This window comes from Granulicatella sp. 572.rep1_STHE, assembly GCF_001073445.1.
In the GTDB taxonomy this organism is placed as follows: Bacteria; Bacillota; Bacilli; order Lactobacillales; family Aerococcaceae; genus Granulicatella; species Granulicatella adiacens.
In genome coordinates this window covers 50947-73440 of sequence record NZ_JVBO01000033.1, presented here as the reverse complement: position 1 = coordinate 73440, position 22494 = coordinate 50947, and the positions used below count along the sequence as shown (strand labels likewise).

The following is a 22494-nucleotide window of genomic DNA, read 5'->3' as shown; positions in this document are numbered from 1 at the left end:
TGAGTCGATAAAATCGACTCAGTTTTTTTCATTAAAACATCGTTAAAATGGGCACGATTATAATAGGCATGAAAATAGCGGGCAAGAAATTAAGGACTTTTATCTTTGTAATCCCTAAAAGATTCATTGCTAAACCCACTAACAGTAAAGACCCCACTGCTGACATAGAAACTGTGACTGTCTCACTTAAATAAGGTGCTACGAATTGCGATAATCCTACTAGAATTAACTCATATGCAATAACAGCTACAGATGATAGGCCAACGCCAATCCCTTCAGTTGCAGCAAGAAATATCGAAGTAATCCCATCTAAAATGGATTTAGTCTGAAGCAAACTCGGCTCTCCAGTCAAACCTAGTTGAATCGACCCCATTGTAGCCAAGGCTCCTACACAGAAAATCATCACCGCAGCGACAAATCCTTCTCCTAAATTGACATTTGTCTCTTTTCCTTTTGAAGTCTTCTCTTGAAGCCAATCCGCAAATTTGCGAACCCGTTCCTCCATTTGAACGCCTTCACCTACGAGCGCTCCACAAACGAGCGATAAAATCATAATCATACTACTAGGAATTTGAATGGCTCCTTTAATTCCTACTAAAAATACACAAAGAGCTAAACCTTGCATAATATGTTGGGAAAAACGATCTGCGATAATATTTCTGAGAAATACTCCCACAATTGCCCCTACTGCAATAGCTACTCCATTTATTAAAATAATCACTGAAAAACTCCTTCATTCTATTCTATTACGCGAAGGAATTTTTCTCCTTAACGCTATTCCACAAAAAGACTTTGTGGATCTTCAAACGGAGACTCTATCTCCTCTGTTTCGTGCTTTCTTTCTAAAAAATAAACTTGTTCAATAACGACTTCTGTAACGTAGACTTCTTGATGATTCTTGTTCGTATAGCGACGCGTATTCAGTCTTCCTTCCACACCAATCCGGTCCCCTTTTTTGACAAACTTGCCGATCCGTTCTGCAATTTTGCCCCATGCGACTACTTGAATGAAGTGTGAATGATAAGAATCATCATTGTTTCGATATACATTTTGCACCGCAATTGTATTATTAAACACACTCTTTCCTGAAGGTTGAAGCTGTTGTACTTCTACCTCTTTGACAACACGACCAATTAAAGATACTAAGTTCATGGAACCTACCTCCTATAGTTTTTTCTATAGTAAGCTACGTTCCTTCGTTTTAATTGGATTTTTCTTCTTTTAGGTTTTGAGCAAATTCCGAGATTTTTCGAAGTCTATGATTCACTCCTGATTTTGAGATTGGCCCAGAAGGAAGCATCTCCCCTAATTCTTTCAAACTGATTTCTGGATTTTCTAATCGGATTTTTGCAATTTCGGATAATTTATCAGGCAAGGAATCTAACCCTAACGTATCTTCGATATATTGAATCTCTTCAATTTGACGAGTTGCGGCATTGACTACCTTATTGATATTTGCATTTTCGCAATTCACTAGGCGGTTGGCCGTATTTCTCATATCTCGAATAATACGAATATCTTCAAAATGAAGCATCGCGTTTGATGCATGAATCACCGCTAAAAAGTCCGCAATTTTCTCTGCTTCTTTTAAATAAGTGATATATCCTTTTCGACGCTCAATCGTTCTAGCATTCAATCCAAAAGCATTCATCATCTGGCAAATATCATCATTGTGTTCTTCATAAATAGAGTAGATTTCTAGATGATAACGGCTCGTCTTTGGATCATTAATAGAGCCTCCTGCTAGAAAAGCGCCTCGAAGATAAGCACGCATTTTTTCTTCATCATCTCTAATGTTTTCTGGAACACGCATATTGAATAATCCGCTCGATTTGATATTCAAATCTTCTAAAATTTCTTCCGTTCCATGTTTCAGACGTACAATATAAACATTATTTTTCTTTAGTTTCATTTTGCGTCGAACCAAGAGTTCACTCTCAACTTGATAATACTTCTTCAATAAAATATAAATACGTCTAGCAATGGCTGCATTTTCCGTCTGAATATTTAAGATTAATTGTCGATTTAAAATCCCAACCGCACCATTCATTCGAATAAGCGCTGCTAATTCGTATTTGGAATAATCATATTGCACTTCTAGCTGTGTTAACTCTTGTTTTGTTTCTGCAGCAAAAGATAATAAGGACACTCGGTTGTTCCTCCTTTCTCTTTTTGTCATAGCGAAGGAGCCAAAAGACAAGCCTTGGCTCCTTCTCCTTAATTATTTTCAGTTTTTGCACTTTGTAAGAGACGGAATAATTCATCAATTACTTTTTCTCCGTCATGGTATACCCCATTTTCACGAAGACGAATAAAGTCTGATGAAATAACACGACATCCTTGGTCTCTTAATCCTTGGAAGTCATATTTTACCTGATAAAGATATTCTTCATTCTTTTGTTGGCTTAAATATTCTTCCGGAACTTCCTCTGTGTTCACTAGAACCGTATCAATAAAATTCGTTCCTAAATGTTCATGTAACACTCGAACATGATCGGCATCCGTAAATTGCTCGGTCTCCCCTAATTGGGTCATGATGTTACAAATATACACTACTTCTGCATTCGTTTCGCAGACTGCTTCACCAATATCACTAATCATGAGGTTAGGTAAAATACTCGTGTATAAACTTCCAGGTCCTAACACGACCATATCGGCTTCCATAATAGCATTAATCACTTCTCTGGCCGCCTCTGGAGTTCGGTGTTCGTCTAACTGGCGATTTTCATCATAACAGTGAACCGAAACTTTTTTAATTTCTTTGCGTAATTTCACTAATTTAGATTCCCCATCTACAATCGTGCCATCTTTAAACTCCGCACGAAGTAATAAAGGTTCTTCTGCCGCAGGATAAACATGTCCTTCGACCGCCATCATTCGAGACAATAAACGAATGGCATCAAAAATGTTATTTCCACGCATTTCCGTTAATGCCGCAATAATCAAGTTCCCAATTGCATGCCCTGCAAAGAATTGATCATCAGAATTGAAACGGTATTGGAAGATTTCTTTTTGTAAGGGATTCATTGGCGAAAGAGCAATCATACAATTTCGAATATCTCCTGGTGGGACAACGTTCATGTAGTCCCTGATGACTCCTGAACTTCCACCATCATCGGCAACTGTTACGATTGCAGTGACTTCTGCATCACGCTTTCGGAGGTTTCTAAGGAGAACAGGCAATCCCGTTCCTCCTCCAATTACGGTAATTTTTGGACCCTTTTTCTTCCTCGGAGGGTTTGGTGTTACCTCAAACATCATGAGCGTCCATTCCCTTCTTTACGACGATCTTTGTCACGATGAGAAATTTTCACATTATAAGAGTCGGATAATAATTCACGGCCAATTCGTTCAGCAAAAGCTACCGAACGGTGTTGTCCACCTGTACATCCAATCGCAATTGTTACGCTTGATTTTCCTTCTTTCTTGTAACCCGGAATTGAGAAGTCCAGTAAGTCCATCAATTTATGATAGAACGTCTTCGCTTCTGGCTGACTCATTACATAGTCATAAACCGGTTCATCTAATCCAGTCAAAGGACGTAACTCGGGAATATAGTGTGGGTTTGGTAAGAAACGAACATCCATCACCACATCCGCATCAATTGGTAATCCATATTTAAATCCAAAGGACATCACTTGAATCGTAAATACGCCCTCTTGTCCATTAGAGAAAGCTTGCATGATTTCTTCACGTAACTGACGAGGAGATAAATTCGTTGTATCAATGACTTTTTGCGAGCGAGTCTTAATATCTTGTAGTAAGCGACGCTCCGCAATAATTCCATCATAAATACGACCTTCCCCAGCTAATGGGTGAGTTCTTCTAGTTTCTTTATAACGAGAGACTAATGCATCATCACTCGCTTCTAAAAATAAAATTTTTGTGGTAATAAAGGAAGTATTATCTAGTCCACCGATTGCAGACATGATTTCATCAAAGAACGCACGAGAACGTAAATCGATTACGAGCGCAATCTTTGTAATTTTTCCTGATTCTTTCACTAATTCCCAGAATTTTGGTAATAAACTTGGCGGCATATTATCGACACAGAAATATCCCATATCTTCAAAACTTTGCATAGCAACGGTTTTACCTGCACCGCTCATTCCTGTAATGACGACTAATTCTAATTGATCTACTGTCATTGTCATTCTCCTATCTTTTCTCAGATATAATAACCTTTTTAATTATAACATATCCGGGCGTGTCATCGTTAATGTTTATGAAATTTTCTATTGCACAAAGAAAACAAAATAAAAAGAAGGGAACTCGTCCCTTCTTTAATCTTTTACTTGGAAGCCTTCTTTAGGAATCTGAATATGAATCGCGGTTCCTTCTCCAACAGTAGAATCCACACTTAAAGTGACTCCTAATTTCTTTGCAATTTCACTAGACAAATAGAGCCCTAGCCCAGTCGATTGATGATTTACTCTTCCATTGAATCCACTAAATCCTCTTTCGAAAATTCGAGCTTGATCATGAGAAGCGATTCCAATTCCAGTATCTTTAATAGTTAGTATATCCTTAACGAAAGTAATCTCGATCCTTCCCCCATCCGGAGTATACTTAACCGCATTGGACAATACTTGCTCCATAATAACCCCAAGCCATTTCTTATCCGTTACGACCACTTCATCAATAGGGATATATTGTAATTTCAACTTCTTATGAATGAAGAATGTAGCGTATTTTTTGATGACAGGATGGAGTATGTCATCCAGTTTCACCTTTTGTAAATCCAAATCTCTATGGAAAGTTTCCATCCGTACATAGTGCAATGCCAATTCCGTATAAGTTGTAATTCGCACCAACTCTTGTTCCAACATGGACTTTTCCGTAGTTTGAGGAAGGTTCCGAATTAAGAGTTGACTGGAAGCAATACTCGTTTTAATCTGATGCGCCCATAGCGTGTAATAATCTATATCTTCTTTTCTACTTTGTTGCATTTTTGTCTTCAACTGCTGCATCTCTTGCGTTAAATCTTGATTCTTTTCAAAGAGAAGATGGATCACAGGAGAACAGTCTTCTTCCAAGGCTCTGGTTTGCTGATTCAAAGCTTTCACCATGCTTTTATATTTTCTCCAGTCATGCCAGAGCAAAATAAACAAAATAAAGCATAGGAACAATCCTAATAAAAATAAATAGTAAAAAGCTCCTGTACTTCCCCAGTTAAACACCAATGCAAATACCATCGAAAACACTTCGATACATCCAAATGAAATCATTAAAGTATGGTGTGACTTGAGCCATTGAATACTAAAATCCTTTTTTGTCATCATTGAATTTCTTCCGCCATTCCATACCCAATTCCTTTTTTAGTCGTGATGAGATTCCCTAGACCAATTTCAGCTAGCTTTTTACGAAGTCTCGCCACTGTCACTGAGAGAGTATTGTCATCTACAAACAAATCACTATTCCACAGTTGATTCATCAACTCTTCTCTAGTTGCGATATCCCCTTGTTTTTCAAATAAGACTCTTAGGACAATTAATTCATTCTTCGAAAGATCCATTTCCTCTCCATTAAAACTTACTTTTGTGCTTGCTAATTGAAGGGTTGCACCTTTATACTCTATCCAGTCTTTCTGCTGTACAAATTCATAACTTCTACGCATCATTCCTTGAATCTTTGCTACAAGAACACTGGGTTCAAAAGGTTTTGTCATATAGTCATCTGCACCCATATTAATCGACATCACAATGTCCATCGGTTGATCGTGAGAGGATAAAAACATGATGGGCACTTGAGACACTTTACGAATCTCTTGGCACCAATAATAACCATTAAAAAATGGCAATGTAATATCGAGAATAACCAACTGCGGATTCACGGATAAAAATTGAGTATATACCTGAGAAAAGTCTTCTACAGCGACAACTTCATAATTCCATTTTTCTAACTCGGATACCACCGCATCACGAATGACTTTTTCATCTTCTACAATCATAATTGTTTGCATATACTCACCTCGCTTTTATTGTAACATCTTTCTAATTCTCAGAAAACCATCGAATTTCTCTTACCTAATTTCTCGTATCATTTCCCATAAAGTCGTTATATTATCTTGGTGCACTCCAATTTCATATAAAAAACCTTTGGACTCATCGTGCCCGAAAATAGAAAAATCTATCGGTTGCGATTCGTCTATCCCCAAAATTCGATTAACCACTGGAAGCTGAATATTATATTCTAGATAAAATGAGTTATCTCCTGTAGGACTTTCTTCCCTATTCGTATAATGATTCGAATGCAATTTTGCCTTTCGTAACATCTCTTGATTCAATTGCAATTCCTGAAATAAGAACTTCCCTTGAGGCCAAAGTTTTTTAGCTTCTTCCTCATTTTCAAAAACAAACTTGCCATCCACATATTGGAACGTCTGACTGATTTCCTCTTCCTTAGTTTTAGAATTGATTTGCTTCATCGTACCGACAAAAGGTTTTCCTTTTTCCTTCGCCTTAAGATAAACAAATACCGTTGAGTCCCCTACGACACGCGACTGACTCACAGTAAATCCATTCGGAAACTGCTCGAATAAATCTTCAATATTTTCTGTTGGATAAACCCTGCTCAACTCTTTCCCAGAGAGCTCTTCAAGATACCCACGACTCGTGTGATCCATACATCCGAATAACATCGTCATAAAAATTGCTATTAAGCCAACCCACAAACATTTCTTTGAGTTCAAAACAAAAACCTCACTTTGCAATTTCAGTGCCTTCATCATACCATATCAAATCCCTATCACCGCATTCCCTAATAAAATCCTAAACTTTACAACAAAAAAAGAATTAAGCAAAGTTGCTTAATTCCCTTCTTACTCTTCAATTCGTTCTCTAAATTTAAAATTTCTGTCTAGCTCAACTGACAGCGTGTAGTAATAATATCTATTGGCGTTACTTCCATGAAATCCTAATATAACTTGAGGTTGATTTTCCAATTCGAGAAACTCGTTTATTTGTTCATTTTTAACGGTATATTCTAAGTCAAAACCACCACTATTACGGTTGTAGTAAGTATCCTTTAATTTAAATTTCGATAAGATCTCTTTATTCAATGTCATTTCCTGGAATAAAAACTTTTCCTGCGGCCAAAGTTTTCTTGCCTCTTCTTCATCGTCGTATGAATACTTTCCTTTATCATACGTAACTGCAATTTTCTTTTCCTCAGCTCCACTATCAATATTAATGACTTTTATCGTTCCTTCTATAGACTTCCCCTTCTCAACACCATCTAATTGTATGTCAATGAACCTATCTTCCAGCTGATAAGATTGATAAATCGTAAAACCGTTAGGAAACTGCTCAAATAGATCTTCTAAGTTTTTCGTAGGATAAACACGACTAATCTGAGTTCCAATTCGGTCTTCCAAATAGCCTCTACTATTTCTCCCGTTACATCCATACAGAATTACAATTAACGAAAAAAATAGTGCAATATAAAACAGCTTTTTCCCTTTCATAATCGACCCTCTCTACATGACCATTTCTTTTAATCATATCATACTTTACAAACGAAGCGATACACCCTTATCAAAATCTCATTTCCAATTTCACAAATACTATTCCTATCTATAACAAAGCTTTAAATTGTAAAGAAAAAGAATTAAGCAAAGTCGCTTAATTCCTTTCTTACACTTCAATTATCATTTTATTGACGCTCTATAATTTTAACCATTTCTCGCTTTCGTGCTCAATGGATTGAGTAATAGCCTTTGAAAATTGCCCTTTAATTTCTTCATCGATTTCCGCGTTAATCTTATTAATCTCTTGGGCAGCATAATCTCCAATTTGAGAAATTTTATTATCATACTTTGAAAGGATACTATCTCTTTCCTTTAGTCTTTTTGGAGCATATATATTACGCACTAGTTGTCTGTCAAACGACTTAATAATCAAACTCGGGTTCTGAATCCCCTCAACAAATTGATTATAAACTTGGCTAATTACATTCCATGCCTCATCAACAATTCTATCCATCATTTTTTCCCTCTAATCACTCTTTTCATTTAACTTGCGGAGTTTACCTTCCAATTCATCAATTTGCATCTCTTGTTCTTTAACAGATTTATTATATTCCACTCGTAAAGTTTCTATCTTATTATCGATATCTTGTTTTTTTATCAAAAATTGTGACTTATTGGCTTCATAATAAGAATTAAATATTCTCCTCAGCATATTTATTTCTTCATCACTATTTATGCTGTTTTCTTTTAAATCATAAAGCACTCTATCGTACCTTTCTTCTAATTGTCTAGAGATTAATCTCTCAAAATTAGATAATTCATCAATTTTCTTCTCCATTCTTTTTTTTTCGTTATTATACTCCTCTTTCTTTTCATCAAAGAGCAAATGCGATTCTTTTAATTTTTTGATTAAATCATCCCTAATGTTCATAAGTCCTTATCCTTTTAATGTAAACATTGCTTCTAAATCCTTATCTTTATTAATCAATTCTTGAATGCTCGTATCAAGATTGGCTCTTAATTGATTAAATCGATTCGTAATTTTTTGAGCTTCACTTTGCTTTTCATTGCAACGACGTGACACTTCTCCGACTATTGAGTCATAATGTACCCCAGCTTCGGCATAGGCAGATAATAATTCATCTGGAGTTAAACTGAATACAAAACCAGACGTAGATAGAGAATCATACACCTGATGCGCCTTATATTCTGCATCTTCACTAATTTGCTTTACTAATTCAAGTGACGCTTCGGACACACCACTTAAGCCTTTAGAAAGAATTTGCGCTTGTGCTGCATCTAGATATATTAACTGCGAGCCTGTTACTCCTCCATGAACAAAAGAAGCAGAATTTCCAAAAGAACGTTTAGTACTTTTGAGTCTAATCATCTCTATCTTTACAGTTTCAACCGCAGACATTATTAATTCTTCAGCATTAATAATACGAAGTATCTTTGCAACTTGTTCCGCACTCTCTACAATGGGGTCTAGTCCGTGCCCACTAGAAACCGGTAGCGTATACTTTTCCCCTACAAAAATTCCATTGTTCTCTTCACTTTTATTCGTAAGCCAATCATCCTCTGTAACAATACGAATAATTCTTCCAGTATAGTTCATTTTATCCTGTTGGATTTGTTTAATGTTATCTTTAACTTTAGGCTGAACCATATTTAAAACTTTATTGAAAATTGTTTTAAAATATAGAGGAGCAGAATTATATACTATAGCCATCTTAGAATTATATCTGAGAGCTACACGCATCGCAAAATGACCGCCAAGTGAATGACCTACAGGAATTAAATTATCCGCACCATATTTTTGGGCTAATTTTTCATAAAACTCAAATGCAGGTGGATAATGAAAATCTCCTCCAAAGAAAACTCCAAATATATCAATTTTCAGGTCTTCAACAGGGTTACTCTCTAAATTTGTACCAGTATAAGAGACAATAACCTTTCCAGTATTTTTGTCACGAAAAGCCGTTCCACTTGTCCCTGTTTCCTTATCATAAAAATCATCAAGATATTCTAAATTATCAGGAACTTTCTTTCTGTAGTCTATTCTCATAATTACAGCAGAAATATCTTTTTCATTTGGGTTAGTAATCCTTTCTTTTTCAAATTCATATGAAAGATTAGACCCATCTAAAGAAGGTATCAAACTTCCAGTTTCTTGAATTTTACCCATATACTTACCCCCTGCATTACTCGCTAATTCGTTCAGCAAATGTAAAATCACTATCTACATCGACCGAAAGCGTATAGTAATAACCTCTATTCGCATTGCTTCCATGGAAACCTAATGTAACTTGCGGTTGATTTTCCAGTTTGAGGAACTCATTTATTTCTTCATTCTTAACAACATATTCTAAATCAAAACCACCATTATTACGGTTGTAGTAAGTACTCTTTAGTTTAAATTTCGATAAAATCTCTTTATTCAATGTCATTTCTTGAAATAAAAACTTTTCTAACGGCCAAAGTTTTCTCGCCTCTTCTTCATTGTCGTATGAAAACTTTCCTTTATCATACGAAACGGCGATTTTCTTTTCCTCAGCTCCACTTTTTCTATTGATTTGTTTTATTGTTCCTTCAATAGGTTTTCCTTTTTCATTTCCATCTAGTTCAATTTTAATAATCTTATCTGCTAATAGATATCCTTGATAAATCGTAAACCCATTAGGAAATTGCTCAAATAAATCTTCTAAGTTTTTGGTTGGATACACTCGACTGATTTGATTCCCTATTCTGTCCTCCAAGTATGCTCTACTATTTCTTTCATTACATCCAAAAAGAATCATTAGTAATACCCCCAAAAAACTAAATTTAATAAATCTTTTCACTATCATACAGAACTCCTCTCTTGTTGAGTTTGTTGCTTTAATCATATCACACTTCACAAAAAACACAATATATCATCATAAACACTTTTCCATTTCCAAAATTTGACCTCCTGTTTTCTCCAACCATCAACAACGTTCAATATCCAAGATTAGAATTCCTTCGCTACTAGCTTTCCCCTCTTTCGAATAAAGGAATATTTGTTCTAACTTGATTGAAGCAACACAACAATTTAAGCGCTAATAACACGAAAAAATCCTCAGTGGTTATAGAAAGCATTATAGGGAATCATAACAAATGTGAATTGGGAGTAAGACAGAAGAAACTAGTTTCTTCGTGGTCTTAGCTCCGCAAGGACAAATAGAATTCTTTGAACTGCTTTTCAGTGAAGAGAAATTCATTTGTCTACTGCGTTAAAGTTTCAGCAGACATTCAATTATGTTCTTCCTAAGGTTGAAGCTTGGTAGGTTTGAGACAATAGACTCAACAGGATTTATCCATATTAGCTTGTGCTTCCATCTCGAATGAAGGAATACTTGCACTCACTTTATCGAAGCAACACAACAATGTTAAGAGGCAAAGAAAAAAAGCTACGCATTTTCGGATAACATAGTAGCCATTATAGCGATCAGTAATCGATGCGAATTACGGATGGTTGGAAATTCATTTCCTACCATCCGTTTGAGGCTCGATAGGATTGAGACCTTAGCTCAATCCGGTACAGCTATAAAGACTAACGCTTCTCATTTCGAATAAAGGAATACTTGCACTCACTTCATCAAAGCGAAACAACAACTTAAACGCTGATAAAACGAAAAACTCCTCAGAGGTTATAGAAGCATTATAGGGGATGATAACCAATGTGAATTACAGTCTCTAGAAATTCATTTCGTAGAGACTGTTTGAAGCTTGGTAGGTTTGAGACGAAAGGCTCAAACCGGTATCCTATAATGCTTTCTATAACAAACTCTGAGGAGTTTGAAGTGTCTATATTATTTCACCACAGTCTTAAAGTTGTTGTTGACTGTTGCTTCGATGACTGGATGTTTGCGCAAGTATTCCGCAATGAGCTCCGTCATGTCAATCTGCACCTCACGCACAATTTTCTCCGGCTTAAACATACTATAGTTTCCGCCACCAACTGCACGATATTGATTTGCCACCACTTCTAATTCATCAGTCGGTTGAACTGGTTTTCCATGATAGTCTAAACGTGTGACACGGTCTCCAAATGGTCTTGTAAAGTCTAATGTGTACTCGATTCCTTCATACATATCATAGTTGTAGAATTGAGGTTTTGGCTCCACATATTTAGGATTGAAGACTGCTTTTCCATTTTCAACAATGAAATAAGTGGCTACACGTTCAAGAGCCGCTTTCAAGTCCGCCCCACTCACTTTTAGAACCGCTAATGTATTTGGATAAATGTAATTTGTAATCACGTCACGCATGCGAATTTCAGGATTAAACCCACGTCCATCGTTATTAAATAACGCGGTTCCAGAAATATCCGCACCACTGGCATCCATTTGAACTTTGTTAATGAACTCAACATATGGATGTTCTTTTAAACGCGCTTCATGAGGATCTTTAATCGTCATATCCCCGACTACTGTTCCAACAGTTGTGTCTAGCCAATCTTCCACTTCTGCTTGTAAGTCGCTAAACATTTCTACAACTTTAGGATCTGCTGGAACTTCTTCAGTTGGGTGAAGTTTTGCTTCGCTTGAAACAACAGTATACTTCCCGTCTACTTTTTCTACTTCTAGGCTGATTTCACCCACATATGCTCCGCGGTATCCCGGTTGAATCACTGGAATCCCATTCACTTTTTGTGCAATCACACGGTGTTGATGTCCTGTCACTAAGGCATCAATTCCTTCTACTTGAGTTGCAATCGCATACCCTTCGTTTTCTCCCGTTAATAGTTCTGTTGGATCCCCACATGAAAGGTCGCATTCAAACCCTCCGTGGTAAGTTACCACAACAACGTCCGCCACTTTACGCATTTCTGGAACATATTTCTTCGCAGTTTCTAACGCACTCACGAATACTAAATCTTTCACCGTTGCAGGTTGTTCCCAATTTGGAATATAGGGCGTTGTAATCCCTAGAACAGCGACTTTTACACCTTCTTTTTCAAACACCTTGTATGGCTCCCCAAAGGCAGGCTTACCGTCTTTTGTTAAAATGTTCGCGCAAAGAATTGGGTGGTTATAAGACGCAATCGCTTCTCTTAAGTAATCTAACCCATAGTTAAACTCGTGGTTCCCTAGAATTCCTAAATCATAACCTAAGTAATTTAATACTTTAGTTAAATCTGCAGCTACCTTTGCATCATTTTTACGTACATAGTAGCTTAATGGTGACCCTTGAATAAAGTCTCCATTTTCAATTTGGATTACTGGTCCTTTGGCTTCTTGTTTTAATCGTTGAATGACCGTCGCAGCCTTTGCGGTACTGAACCCTAAATCCAAGTTTCTTTCAGTATAATTCGTAGGTAATACATACCCATGCATATCACTTGTTTCAATAATTTTTATTTCCATAATGCGCCTCTACTTTCTACAAATTCACAGATTATTGTACCATAAAAAAGCCCTGTCATAAAGGCACTTCTTTCTACTTCATATCTGGCTTACACACTGATTTCTCTTTCATTTTAAATAAAAAAACAGTAAAATCATCGACTTACTGTTTTCAAACTATTTTACTTCTATAAATATTACTGTTCTTTTTGCAGTAGTTCTGCAATTTTATCAAACGTCTTACCGTTTCGAATTGTGATCGTCTTATAAAAAGGTTGTTTCAACAACTTCTTATGATAAGTCGTCTTCAAAAACTCCCCTTCATCCATCTTAGCCCAAAAGACTGCATTCTTTCCGATATACACTTTTTCATTATAAAGCTCAGAGTTTTTTGCAAATTCAACGACCTCATCCGAATTGGTCCCCTGAGAATAAAACAAAATATCTTTTCTAGCAAAGTCTTCGTTCCACCACTCTGGAAGATTTGCAATTTCTTCTAAATAAGTTTCTTTTGAAAGTAACGCAAAAGGAATCGAGAAGTCATAATTCTCTTCTAATAATTTTTCAACTTTCGAAACGATTTTCTCCACACTCTCTCTACTTGTAAAAAATAAATTCCCACTATTAATGTACGAATCCACCTCACTGAAGCCTTCACTCTTTAATAGTTCCTTCAGCTCGCTCATTACTACTTTATTTTTCCCACCGACATTGATACCTCTTAATAAAAGCACATACCGCATTCAAATCACCTCTCCTATCGGCCCATTATAACATACTCTCCATAAAAGACACTCATCCCACCCAGCACCGGTTCGTCGTGAACGAGAAGCACAATCTCAAGAACGCCACACAACTTTCCTCAGCTTTGTTGTGTGGAATTCCCCTCAGGAGGCTTTTAGGTGTATACCAAAAACGTCCATTGCGATAGAAACAGCGGTTTTGTTGAAAGATTAGTGAGAACATCCATTGAATGCGAATTAGAGACACTTACGAATTCATTCGTTAGTGTCTCTTTGAGGCTTCAAAGACGAGAGACCATAGACTCGAGTCGGTGGCTCACTAATCCTCTTTCAACATTGAAAACCGCTTGGTTCTAAAGCAATTAGCAGCGCACTTCATACACCTAAAAGCCTCCCCCGAAAGGGGCCAATACGCCCCCGCACCAATTATTACCACACAAAAAGCCTGAGGAAAATTCCCCAGGCTTTCATTGTGATTGTGTTGTGAATGAACTTTATAAGTGATTATTGATTCCACGCAGCATCAAATTGCGCTTTAGAATCTTGAATTAATTGATCTACATTGCCGTTTTGAGTTGCAAAGATTTTTTCTAAAATCGTACGAACTTCAGCATATGCAGGATCTGAGTTTTCAACTACAGGAATTGAGAATAAGTTCTTAGTAGCATCTGCTAAGATTGCAGGAACTTTAGAACCTGATTTCTTGTATTCATCTTTTTCTAACACTGAAGCAACTGTTGGCATGTAACCTGTTTTTTGTGCCCAGTATAATTGAGATTCAGCTGAAGATAAGAATTTCAAGTATAAGAATGCTGCTGTACGTTGTTCTTCAGTAGTAGAACCTTCGAACATGTAAATGTCAGTACCTTGTTGTAGGTTGAATTTATCAGGACGTGGAGCTACGCCGTATTCGTATCCAGCTTCTTTAGCACCTTTAGCTACAAATGATTCACCAGCTGTTGAACCAACATACATTGCTACTTTTTTGTTTTGGAATGGTCCTGATAAGTATTTATCTGAACCAGCTGTACGGAAGTATCCGTCACGAATTCCGTCTGCATAGTATTTAACAACTTCTTTTGAAGCATCACTTGTGAAGTCTAATTCTTTAGTGAAGTCAACGCCTTTGTTCTTCATACCAATTGCATAGTAGTTATTTAATGAGTCGAAACCAGCACCCACAACTTCGTGGTTTGATTTTTCGTAAATTGTTTTAGCGGCTTCTTTTAATTCATCTAAAGTAGTTGGAACTTTAACACCGTATTCTTTTAATAAATCTGCATTGTAGAATAATACTTCTGTAGATTTGTTGAATGGGATACCGTATTGTACTCCGTTGATTCGAGCACCTTCCATTAAGTCTGAACGAATTTCTTCACCTTTCTTGAATCCGATTGTTTCGTTTTCAAGATATGGTTTGAAATCTACTAACGAATCTTGACTCGCAGCATTGAATAACCAGTTAGGATATGCTTGAGTGATTGTTGGTAAATCTTTTGGTGAAGTTAAAGTTGAGTTGATTTTAGCTTGTAAATCTTTATAAGTAGATTGGTTTTGTAACTCTACTTTAATATTTGGGTTAGCTTTCATGAAGTCTTCTGTTAATTTTTGAAGAGCTTTTTCAAGCTGACCGTTCATGGCATGCCAGAAAGTGATTGTTGTTTCTGATTTAACCTCTGTTACGATATCTTTTTTAGTTTCAGCTTGTTGTGAGCCGTTTGATGAGTTAGCTCCACATGCTGTTAACGCTACAACTGATGCTGTTGCTAGTGTCGCTTTTACTAAAGATTTGAATTTCATTTTTCTTCTCCTTTTGTTATATAGTTTTTACAACACAATTTTTTCGCCGCGATACGGCAATATTCTTTTGCCATACGGATTTTCCAGAAGTTCTGGTTTTAACGTATGGATTGGAATCAAACACTTAGGCTCAATCATCGCAATAATTCGGTCTAAATCTTCCGGTTTTGCGTGACCTGAGCAAGCAAGGCGAACAAACTCAATGTTTTTTTCCGCCAATAAGTCCAGAAACGGTTGATAGTTTGGATCAAAGTCTCCTAGAGGCTGTGCATCACTATGGACGTATAAGCTTCCCTCTTGCAAGCGTTCGAAGTGGTCGACTGCTTGCCATAGGTACTTCGAAGTATCCTCTAATAAAGTTTCGTATGGAATTTCTAATGCTGGATCTAGTTCTTCTAGTCGAGGCTCCCCTTCACGATAGTAGTAATGAGCTTCTTTTTGGAAGACTTCTTTAAGAAGTGCTGCCATTGTTGCTTCAAGAACAACAGTACGGCTTGTTCCCTCGACGATTTTTTCAAAACGACGAACATTTGCCGGATATCCATTAAAGGTAATTTGTCGATGTGGATTTTCTTTCTCTAGAAAAGCAATTTGACGAATCACATCTTCTTCTGTCTCTGGTTTGAAAACCTCCACTTCTACTGGACGGTCACCAAAACTGATAGAGACACCTTCCATCATTAAAATGTCCGTATGTTTTGCTTTTTTACAGAACTCAATTGTATCTTCGGCATTATGACCGTGAAGTCTTAAATCACCTGTATACGTAATATGATGGCCTGGTGTTTTGATGATTAAAGCAGCAGCCCCGTATGCATCGTGATCGACACGAACGATTTCTACTTCGATTTCTCCCACTTTAATCACATCACCAGCATCTAAGCCAATCATGTCTCTTGTAAATGTCTCGTCTTCAAATGGTGATGGAAGCAAAAATACTCCATTTCGATTGAGCGAGTTCACAATCATTTTTGTTTCCTTCAATGTATATAAAGGAATATTTGGGTCTAAATAGTTCAACATTCTCGTATGGTCTAGATGCGCATGTGAGATAAAGACGGCCGTATTGGCATAGTCTTTATCTTCATCCCCTTCATATTTGTAAGGAATTCTTGCATCATAAACATTTTTTAAATGTGGAATGACTCTATGATTTACGAGCGTTTGTACCGATTCATCGGTCAATTCTAATTTTGGGAGGAATTCTGTTCCAAAGTCGAAAAAGATATGACTATCTTTATAAGCAACTTCAATGACAGTCCCACCAATGGTTAAAATTCCGCTATGAAAGGTAATCGTTGTTTTATCCTTTGATACCATTCTTCGCTACCCCTCTAATAATTTCTTTTCTGAATACGAAGTAAATTAACAGAATTGGGATAACCGTTAAAGTAGCAGCGGCCATTTGCAAATGAACGTCACTTCCGGCTTCAGTTGTGAAGGCAGAAAGACCATTGTTCAATAGACGGAATTCTTTCGTATTTGTAACCAATAATGGCCATAGGAATGAATTCCAGCTTTGGATAAATGTTAAAATCCCTACTGTTACCAATGCTGGTTTACACATTGGCACTAAAATGCGACGGATATATTCTAAATCACTTGCACCGTCAATTTTAGCAGCCTTGTAAAATGTACTTGGGATTCCTTTTAAGTAACCGTTCAAGTAGTAAATATAGAAGATACTTGTTAAGAACGGAATGATTAATGCAATATAAGTGTTTAATAACCCTAATTGAGCGATTGTTTGGTAGTTTGTAAAGATGATTGATTCGTAAGGAACCATTAATAGAGAAACTAAAATCATCATTACAATGTTTTTACCTTTGAACTGTAAGCTTGTTACAGCAAAGGCTGCTAGTAACGAAGTAATGACCGTAGCTACTGTTGTAAATAGAGACACGAATAATGTGTTTCCAAAGTAACGTAAGAACGGCGCACGGCTAAATACTTCTAGGTAGTTACTAAATTGGAATGAACTAGGAATAAATGATGGCGGAATGCTTGTTGCTTCTGCATACGTCATTAACCCAGTCATAATCATATAAATAAATGGGAATACTGTAATTAACGCTAAGAAAATTAATAGCGCAACCGAAAATCCATTAAATACTTTTTTCATCTTATCCCTCCGCCTTTCTTAGGAATTTGTTTTGGAGGAATGTTGCAAAAAGAATGATTGCAAATAAGATTACAGTTGCTGCCATGGCAACCCCTGGTCTTCCTGCCACATGGAATTTATCGTAAATATAGTACACAGCAGTTGTTGCTGAGTTGGCTGTACCAGCACTTCCTCCGAACAACGCATAAACTTGAGTATACACTTTGAATGCACCAATTAAGTTTACTGTTGATAAGAAGGCAATCGTTGGTACTAATTGAGGGAAAGTAATACGCCAGAAAATTTCACGATCTGTTGCACCAAACATTTTTGCAATTTTGAAATGCTCTGAATCGATGTTTCTTAACCCTGCTAACAAAATAATGATATTGAACGCTAAACTTGTCCATACCCCAAAAATAATTAATGTTGGCATGCTCATATTTACATTATCCAGCCAGTTAACAGCTGGAATACCAATCAAGCCTAAGAAGAAATTGATAATCCCGTAGTCTCCATTGAAGAAGTAACGGAATACAATCCCGATAGCGATTGTACTTGTAACATATGGCATGAAGAAGATAGTTTCAAAGAAACTCTTATGTTTAATCTTCTCAAAAATAATCCACGCAACGACCACTGAAATAAGTAGCGCAACGGGTACAACCGCGAACGCATATAATGCAGTGTTCATAAGCGCTTTATGGAAAACTGGGTCTGAGATTACTTTTTGGTAATTGTCCAAGCCTGTATATTGTAATTTTAATAGTGAACCCTTTTGGAAACTCATCCAGAACGAACGAAGTAATGGATAAATATTAAATAAGAGAATCACTCCTAAAGATGGGAGAAGGAAGAACCAAGCTTTAGGTTGGTTTTCTGGATTATATTTTCTCATTAGTAAACACGCGCTCCATCTTTATCAAATAAGAAGATTTTGTGTTTTAAAATGTTAAATGCAAGTGTGTCTCCTTCTTCAATCTTATGTTCCACACTTACGATTGATTTCAAGTATTGTTCGCCTAATGGGAAGTGAAGAATACGTTCACGTCCGATTAACTCAACTCCACTGATTGTTGTAGAGAATAAACCTTCTCCTTCAGCAGCTGGAACTACGTCTTCTGGACGCATTCCTAAATAGTAATGTCCATCTGCTAATTCTTGACGTTTGCGGTCTTGAGATAATTCAGAAGTTGGTAAGTTGAATGATGGGTGAGTAATCACACCGTCTTTAATTTCCACTTCTGTAATATTAATGATTGGGTTACCGATGAATTTCGCAACGAATAAGTTACTTGGTTCTAGGTATAAGTTTTGTGGGTCATCATGTTGTTGAATGTACCCTTCGTTTAAAAGAATAATTTTATCTGAGATAGATAAAGCTTCTTCTTGGTCGTGCGTTACGAAGATTGTTGTAATTCCTACTTCTTTTACAAGACGACGAATTTCTTCACGGATTTTCAAACGTAAACGAGCATCCAAGTTACTTAATGGCTCATCTAGTAAGAGCACTTCAGGTTTTTGAACAAGCGCACGAGTGATGGCCACACGTTGTTGTTGTCCCCCTGATAAAGTACCAGGTTTTTTACCTGCCAACTCTTCAATGTTCGTTAATTGCATATATTCTTCTGCAATTTTTTGAGCTTCTTCTTTAGAAATTTTATTTTTACCAACCGTTAGTGGGAACATGATGTTCTCTAACACTGTCATATGCGGATATAACGCATAGTTTTGGAATACAAATCCAATATTACGGTCTTTTGGTTCTGTCTTAACAACTGACGCTCCTTTAAATTGGATGTCTCCCCCAGTAGGTGATAATAATCCCGCGATTAAATTTAAAATTGTTGATTTCCCGCATCCACTAGGACCTAGTAAACATACTAAATCTCCTTGTTCAATTGAGAAATTTACTGACTTCAATGCTTCAAAGCCGTTATCGAATACTTTGTTTAAGTCAATAACATCGATCATGACTAATCCTCCAGTTTTATTTACTTCAATACATTCTATTCTACCATGTTTTTTAGTTTCTGAAAACCGAAATCTTGTTTTTTTTGAAAGCTTTTTATTGTAGACAGTTATCCTATTTTTGAGCACATAAAAAGGACAAGAAACCTCTTGTCCTTTTGTGTTTTTTTTAATGTGAAAGAAGCCATCCAAAATAGGTTTCTTATTCAAAACAGTCTGCTCTTTGTGAACGTTTTTTTAACGTTTTACAATCTTAAAGTAACTTCTAGAGGTTACTTTGTAGACAATAAAGTAAACAATTAAGAAAATAATCCCAATGACAATCGATGCAATCAATGTGATTTGAGTATTTACTCCAAATAATTGTGCAATCTTCGTATACATTTTAAACGCAAAAGCTGTATGCATGAATGCCGTTAATAGAGGCATGAAGAAGACAATTAATACTTGGCGATTGATAGATTGTTTAACCGTTTTATGATCAATTCCCATTTTTTGTAAGATGACAAAACGATCTCGATCCTCATATCCTTCAGAGATTTGTTTGTAGTAAATCACTAATACCGCACCCACAAAGAAGGAAACTGAAAGTAAGGCCCCAATGAAGAGAAGACTTCCCATAAATCCATATATTTCTTTCGCAGCTTCTGTTTTACTAGACATGGCTATAGGGACACTATATTGATCTACATCTATATTTTGATAAGCATCAAATTCTTCTTTTAAACTTTCTTCTTTTGTATCTGTGTTCCATAGTGAATAGTACTGCACTCTCTCATGATTTCCTGGATTGATAAAGTCATATACGTCTTTCACAACCACCATATAAATATTATCCACTAAGGCTGATAGTTGAGGCAAGGTCGTCTTATACTTATCATCGTTTAAATCACCAACAACCTTATAGTTTTTTTTGGCAGTAGTCAGTGTTGAAAACTCTTTGCCGTCTCCTTTTGTATGGCCCACTACCATTTCATTTTCTTTCAAGGAAAGATTCGTTCCAAAAATGCGGTTATAATCCTCTTGAGACATCACCGTCAGAGCTACCACATTCTCTGCCCCAGAGAAAGAATTCATAATCTCAACAGAATCCCCTTTTTGAAGACCAAAACGAACGGATTGTCCAAATGAAATTTCATTCTTAACAGTTGATAAAGATTTAGCTTGAATATCTTTCATCGCTTTACTTGCTTCTGCTTCTTCCTCTTTAGAAGTCAGGAATGAAGAAACCGAATATTCCGTAGGATAAGATTCATTAAGTGTTTTAAAAGCTCCTACTTGTAAAGACACCGTCGTTCCTAGTGTTACTAATACCATGGTAGATAGAATACACACACTAGCCAATCCAGCAGCGTTTTTACGCATACGGAATTTTAAATTAGAGATTGAAATAAAGTTTGTTGGTTGATAGAACAGTTTTTTGTTTTTTTGCAATGCACTTAAAATGGCAATAGAACCTGCATCAAACAGAATATAGGTCGCAATAACAACCATAATAACCGCAACAAAGAACATCATGATGGCTGCCATCGGACTTTCAATCGTTTGTGACATATAATAGGCTAGCCCTAAAATCACAAACCCAATGATTGCTCGCGTCTTCATGAAACGACCTTTTGTTTCACCATATTTCTTTGTTTTTAGTAATTCTAATGGACGACTTGTATAAATTTTCGTAGCATTCAAGAAGAACACAATCAAGAAGATAACACCCATGAAAATATATACAAAGAAGACACTACCGATTTGTAAGTGATACTCTAGTCCAATCGGATATTGAATCAATTTTAAGAGAACCGCAAAAGCGAAACGGTGGAAAACCATTCCTAATGCAATCCCAGCCGTTACACTAGCGAGTGCAAATAAGAACAACTCCATAAAGCTAAGAATTTGTACATTTTTACGGTCTAAGCCTAAAATTCCATACAGTCCAAATTCTTTCGAACGGTTTTTCATTACAAAACTATTGGCATAAAGCACGATTAATAGCGCCACAACTTGAATCACAATCACTCCCAAGCCTAAAGAAAGAGCGATAGAAGAACCCCCTCTTAAAGTGGAAAGTTCTGGCATTGAAGATAAAGCGTGAACGATATAAGAAATCATCGTGACCATGACTGTTGCGAGTCCAAATGGTAAATACAGCGAATGATTCTTTTTCAAATTAGTCACGGCTAATGAACTTAGTAGTTTAAACATGTGCCTCACCTCTGTTCGCCATCACGGTTAACGTTTCAGAGATTAATTCAAACATTTGTTGGTCGCTTCTTTCTCCACGATACAATTGGTTATAAATTAATCCGTCTTTAATAAAGAGCACTCGTTTAGCGCGACTTGCCGCAACCGTACTATGTGTTACCATTAAGATTGTTTGACCATTTTCATTGATTTTATCGAACAAATCTAATGTGTTGCTAGCTGATTTTGAGTCCAGCGCTCCGGTTGGTTCATCGGCTAGTAGTAAACTTGGATCTGTAATCATTGCACGACCGATTGCCACACGTTGTTGTTGCCCTCCTGATAATTCATAAGGATATTTTTTCAATAAGTCTGAAATTCCTAGCATTTCAGCAATCGGCTTTACTTTTTGTTCCATCTCTGCAATCGGACGTCTTGCTAAGACGAGTGGCAATACGATATTGTCATATACTGATAATGTTTCTAATAAGTTGAAATCTTGGAACACGAACCCTAAATGGTCACGTCTGAATTCTGTTAGTACTTTTGAAGAGATCTTTTGGATGTCTTCCCCATTTAATAGAACGCTTCCGCCTGTTGGACGGTCTAGAGTCGCTAAAATATTTAATAGCGTTGTTTTCCCTGAACCAGATTCCCCCATTACAGCTACATATTCGCCTTCTTCAATTGAGAAATTAATGTCTTTTAGGGCGGTTACTTCCGCAGCTCCGAATCTTGTTTGATATACTTTTTGTACATGTTGTACGTCTAATAATGTCATTGTTTTCACCCTTTGTTTTAATTTGTTGAACACAGTATAACCGAAATAAAAAGTGAATTCATGACACCATCCTATCATTTTTT

Annotated in this window: 22 protein-coding genes; all 22 read right to left on the bottom strand. The window is 36.6% G+C overall.

Annotated elements, in window-relative coordinates; translation table 11 throughout:
- Positions 1 to 31: 31 nt before the first annotated feature.
- The gene (locus ADH99_RS07985) at positions 32 to 721 is read right to left on the bottom strand and encodes a DUF554 domain-containing protein (protein ID WP_049554847.1); all 690 of its coding nucleotides are present in this window, start codon (positions 719 to 721) and stop codon (positions 32 to 34) included.
- Between the two features lie 53 nt (positions 722 to 774).
- Entirely contained in the window at positions 775 to 1152 is a 378-nt protein-coding gene (locus tag ADH99_RS07980; protein ID WP_049554848.1) for a single-stranded DNA-binding protein, read from the bottom strand.
- Between the two features lie 49 nt (positions 1153 to 1201).
- Positions 1202 to 2149 (bottom strand): DNA-binding protein WhiA, encoded by a 948-nt coding sequence (gene whiA / locus ADH99_RS07975; RefSeq protein WP_343214158.1) that lies wholly within the window; start codon positions 2147 to 2149, stop codon positions 1202 to 1204.
- 68 nt (positions 2150 to 2217) lie between these two features.
- A complete protein-coding gene (locus ADH99_RS07970; protein WP_082160243.1) occupies positions 2218 to 3261 on the bottom strand; it encodes a gluconeogenesis factor YvcK family protein in 1044 nt (347 codons plus the stop codon).
- Positions 3258 to 4154, bottom strand: a complete 897-nt coding sequence (gene rapZ, locus ADH99_RS07965) for an RNase adapter RapZ (protein WP_371327437.1) — start codon at positions 4152 to 4154, stop codon at positions 3258 to 3260. The genes ADH99_RS07970 and rapZ overlap by 4 nt, the downstream gene beginning before the upstream one ends.
- A gap of 129 nt (positions 4155 to 4283) precedes the next feature.
- A complete protein-coding gene (locus tag ADH99_RS07960) occupies positions 4284 to 5282 on the bottom strand; it encodes a sensor histidine kinase (RefSeq protein WP_049554851.1) in 999 nt (332 codons plus the stop codon).
- Entirely contained in the window at positions 5279 to 5962 is a 684-nt protein-coding gene (locus tag ADH99_RS07955; protein WP_049554852.1) for a response regulator transcription factor, read from the bottom strand. The genes ADH99_RS07960 and ADH99_RS07955 overlap by 4 nt, the downstream gene beginning before the upstream one ends.
- Positions 5963 to 6022: 60 nt before the next feature.
- Positions 6023 to 6691: a hypothetical protein gene (locus ADH99_RS07950; protein ID WP_152904696.1), complete on the bottom strand. Its 669-nt coding sequence runs from the start codon at positions 6689 to 6691 to the stop codon at positions 6023 to 6025.
- Positions 6692 to 6820: 129 nt separating this feature from the next.
- Positions 6821 to 7465 (bottom strand): hypothetical protein, encoded by a 645-nt coding sequence (locus ADH99_RS07945; protein WP_049554854.1) that lies wholly within the window; start codon positions 7463 to 7465, stop codon positions 6821 to 6823.
- A gap of 199 nt (positions 7466 to 7664) precedes the next feature.
- Positions 7665 to 7985 (bottom strand): hypothetical protein, encoded by a 321-nt coding sequence (locus ADH99_RS07940; RefSeq protein ID WP_049554855.1) that lies wholly within the window; start codon positions 7983 to 7985, stop codon positions 7665 to 7667.
- Between the two features lie 9 nt (positions 7986 to 7994).
- Complete coding sequence (locus ADH99_RS07935; protein WP_049554856.1) at positions 7995 to 8399, bottom strand: hypothetical protein; 405 nt, start codon at positions 8397 to 8399, stop codon at positions 7995 to 7997.
- Between the two features lie 6 nt (positions 8400 to 8405).
- On the bottom strand, positions 8406 to 9656 hold the full coding sequence (locus ADH99_RS07930; RefSeq protein ID WP_049554857.1) for an alpha/beta hydrolase: 1251 nt from the start codon (positions 9654 to 9656) through the stop codon (positions 8406 to 8408).
- 16 nt (positions 9657 to 9672) lie between these two features.
- Entirely contained in the window at positions 9673 to 10317 is a 645-nt protein-coding gene (locus ADH99_RS07925) for a hypothetical protein (protein WP_049555935.1), read from the bottom strand.
- 984 nt (positions 10318 to 11301) lie between these two features.
- The gene (locus ADH99_RS07920) at positions 11302 to 12858 is read right to left on the bottom strand and encodes a bifunctional metallophosphatase/5'-nucleotidase (protein WP_049554859.1); all 1557 of its coding nucleotides are present in this window, start codon (positions 12856 to 12858) and stop codon (positions 11302 to 11304) included.
- Between the two features lie 176 nt (positions 12859 to 13034).
- Positions 13035 to 13580, bottom strand: coding sequence for a DUF1697 domain-containing protein (locus ADH99_RS07915; RefSeq protein WP_049554860.1), 546 nt, complete (start codon positions 13578 to 13580; stop codon positions 13035 to 13037).
- Positions 13581 to 14084: 504 nt separating this feature from the next.
- The gene (locus tag ADH99_RS07910; protein WP_049554861.1) at positions 14085 to 15380 is read right to left on the bottom strand and encodes an extracellular solute-binding protein; all 1296 of its coding nucleotides are present in this window, start codon (positions 15378 to 15380) and stop codon (positions 14085 to 14087) included.
- A gap of 27 nt (positions 15381 to 15407) precedes the next feature.
- Complete coding sequence (locus ADH99_RS07905; RefSeq protein ID WP_049554862.1) at positions 15408 to 16700, bottom strand: MBL fold metallo-hydrolase; 1293 nt, start codon at positions 16698 to 16700, stop codon at positions 15408 to 15410.
- Positions 16684 to 17502, bottom strand: a complete 819-nt coding sequence (locus ADH99_RS07900; RefSeq protein WP_049554863.1) for a carbohydrate ABC transporter permease — start codon at positions 17500 to 17502, stop codon at positions 16684 to 16686. The genes ADH99_RS07905 and ADH99_RS07900 overlap by 17 nt, the downstream gene beginning before the upstream one ends.
- A 1-nt stretch (position 17503) precedes the next feature.
- On the bottom strand, positions 17504 to 18379 hold the full coding sequence (locus ADH99_RS07895; RefSeq protein WP_049554864.1) for a carbohydrate ABC transporter permease: 876 nt from the start codon (positions 18377 to 18379) through the stop codon (positions 17504 to 17506).
- A complete protein-coding gene (locus tag ADH99_RS07890; RefSeq protein ID WP_049554865.1) occupies positions 18379 to 19455 on the bottom strand; it encodes an ABC transporter ATP-binding protein in 1077 nt (358 codons plus the stop codon). The genes ADH99_RS07895 and ADH99_RS07890 overlap by 1 nt, the downstream gene beginning before the upstream one ends.
- Positions 19456 to 19689: 234 nt before the next feature.
- Complete coding sequence (locus tag ADH99_RS07885) at positions 19690 to 21651, bottom strand: FtsX-like permease family protein (RefSeq protein ID WP_049554866.1); 1962 nt, start codon at positions 21649 to 21651, stop codon at positions 19690 to 19692.
- Positions 21644 to 22411 (bottom strand): ABC transporter ATP-binding protein, encoded by a 768-nt coding sequence (locus ADH99_RS07880; RefSeq protein ID WP_039848950.1) that lies wholly within the window; start codon positions 22409 to 22411, stop codon positions 21644 to 21646. Before ADH99_RS07880 ends, ADH99_RS07885 begins: the two co-directional genes overlap by 8 nt.
- Positions 22412 to 22494 lie beyond the last annotated feature (83 nt).

Coding starts and splice junctions, on each gene's coding strand:
- ADH99_RS07980 (WP_049554848.1), bottom strand. CDS start 1,152: ATGAACTTAGTATCTTTAATTGGTCGTGTTGTCAAAGAGGTAGAAGTA.
- ADH99_RS07970 (WP_082160243.1), bottom strand. CDS start 3,261: ATGATGTTTGAGGTAACACCAAACCCTCCGAGGAAGAAAAAGGGTCCA.
- rapZ (WP_371327437.1), bottom strand. CDS start 4,154: ATGACAATGACAGTAGATCAATTAGAATTAGTCGTCATTACAGGAATG.
- ADH99_RS07960 (WP_049554851.1), bottom strand. CDS start 5,282: ATGATGACAAAAAAGGATTTTAGTATTCAATGGCTCAAGTCACACCAT.
- ADH99_RS07955 (WP_049554852.1), bottom strand. CDS start 5,962: ATGCAAACAATTATGATTGTAGAAGATGAAAAAGTCATTCGTGATGCG.
- ADH99_RS07945 (WP_049554854.1), bottom strand. CDS start 7,465: ATGAAAGGGAAAAAGCTGTTTTATATTGCACTATTTTTTTCGTTAATT.
- ADH99_RS07940 (WP_049554855.1), bottom strand. CDS start 7,985: ATGATGGATAGAATTGTTGATGAGGCATGGAATGTAATTAGCCAAGTT.
- ADH99_RS07935 (WP_049554856.1), bottom strand. CDS start 8,399: ATGAACATTAGGGATGATTTAATCAAAAAATTAAAAGAATCGCATTTG.
- ADH99_RS07930 (WP_049554857.1), bottom strand. CDS start 9,656: ATGGGTAAAATTCAAGAAACTGGAAGTTTGATACCTTCTTTAGATGGG.
- ADH99_RS07925 (WP_049555935.1), bottom strand. CDS start 10,317: ATGATAGTGAAAAGATTTATTAAATTTAGTTTTTTGGGGGTATTACTA.
- ADH99_RS07920 (WP_049554859.1), bottom strand. CDS start 12,858: ATGGAAATAAAAATTATTGAAACAAGTGATATGCATGGGTATGTATTA.
- ADH99_RS07915 (WP_049554860.1), bottom strand. CDS start 13,580: ATGCGGTATGTGCTTTTATTAAGAGGTATCAATGTCGGTGGGAAAAAT.
- ADH99_RS07910 (WP_049554861.1), bottom strand. CDS start 15,380: ATGAAATTCAAATCTTTAGTAAAAGCGACACTAGCAACAGCATCAGTT.
- ADH99_RS07905 (WP_049554862.1), bottom strand. CDS start 16,700: ATGGTATCAAAGGATAAAACAACGATTACCTTTCATAGCGGAATTTTA.
- ADH99_RS07900 (WP_049554863.1), bottom strand. CDS start 17,502: ATGAAAAAAGTATTTAATGGATTTTCGGTTGCGCTATTAATTTTCTTA.
- ADH99_RS07895 (WP_049554864.1), bottom strand. CDS start 18,379: ATGAGAAAATATAATCCAGAAAACCAACCTAAAGCTTGGTTCTTCCTT.
- ADH99_RS07890 (WP_049554865.1), bottom strand. CDS start 19,455: ATGATCGATGTTATTGACTTAAACAAAGTATTCGATAACGGCTTTGAA.
- ADH99_RS07885 (WP_049554866.1), bottom strand. CDS start 21,651: ATGTTTAAACTACTAAGTTCATTAGCCGTGACTAATTTGAAAAAGAAT.
- ADH99_RS07880 (WP_039848950.1), bottom strand. CDS start 22,411: ATGACATTATTAGACGTACAACATGTACAAAAAGTATATCAAACAAGA.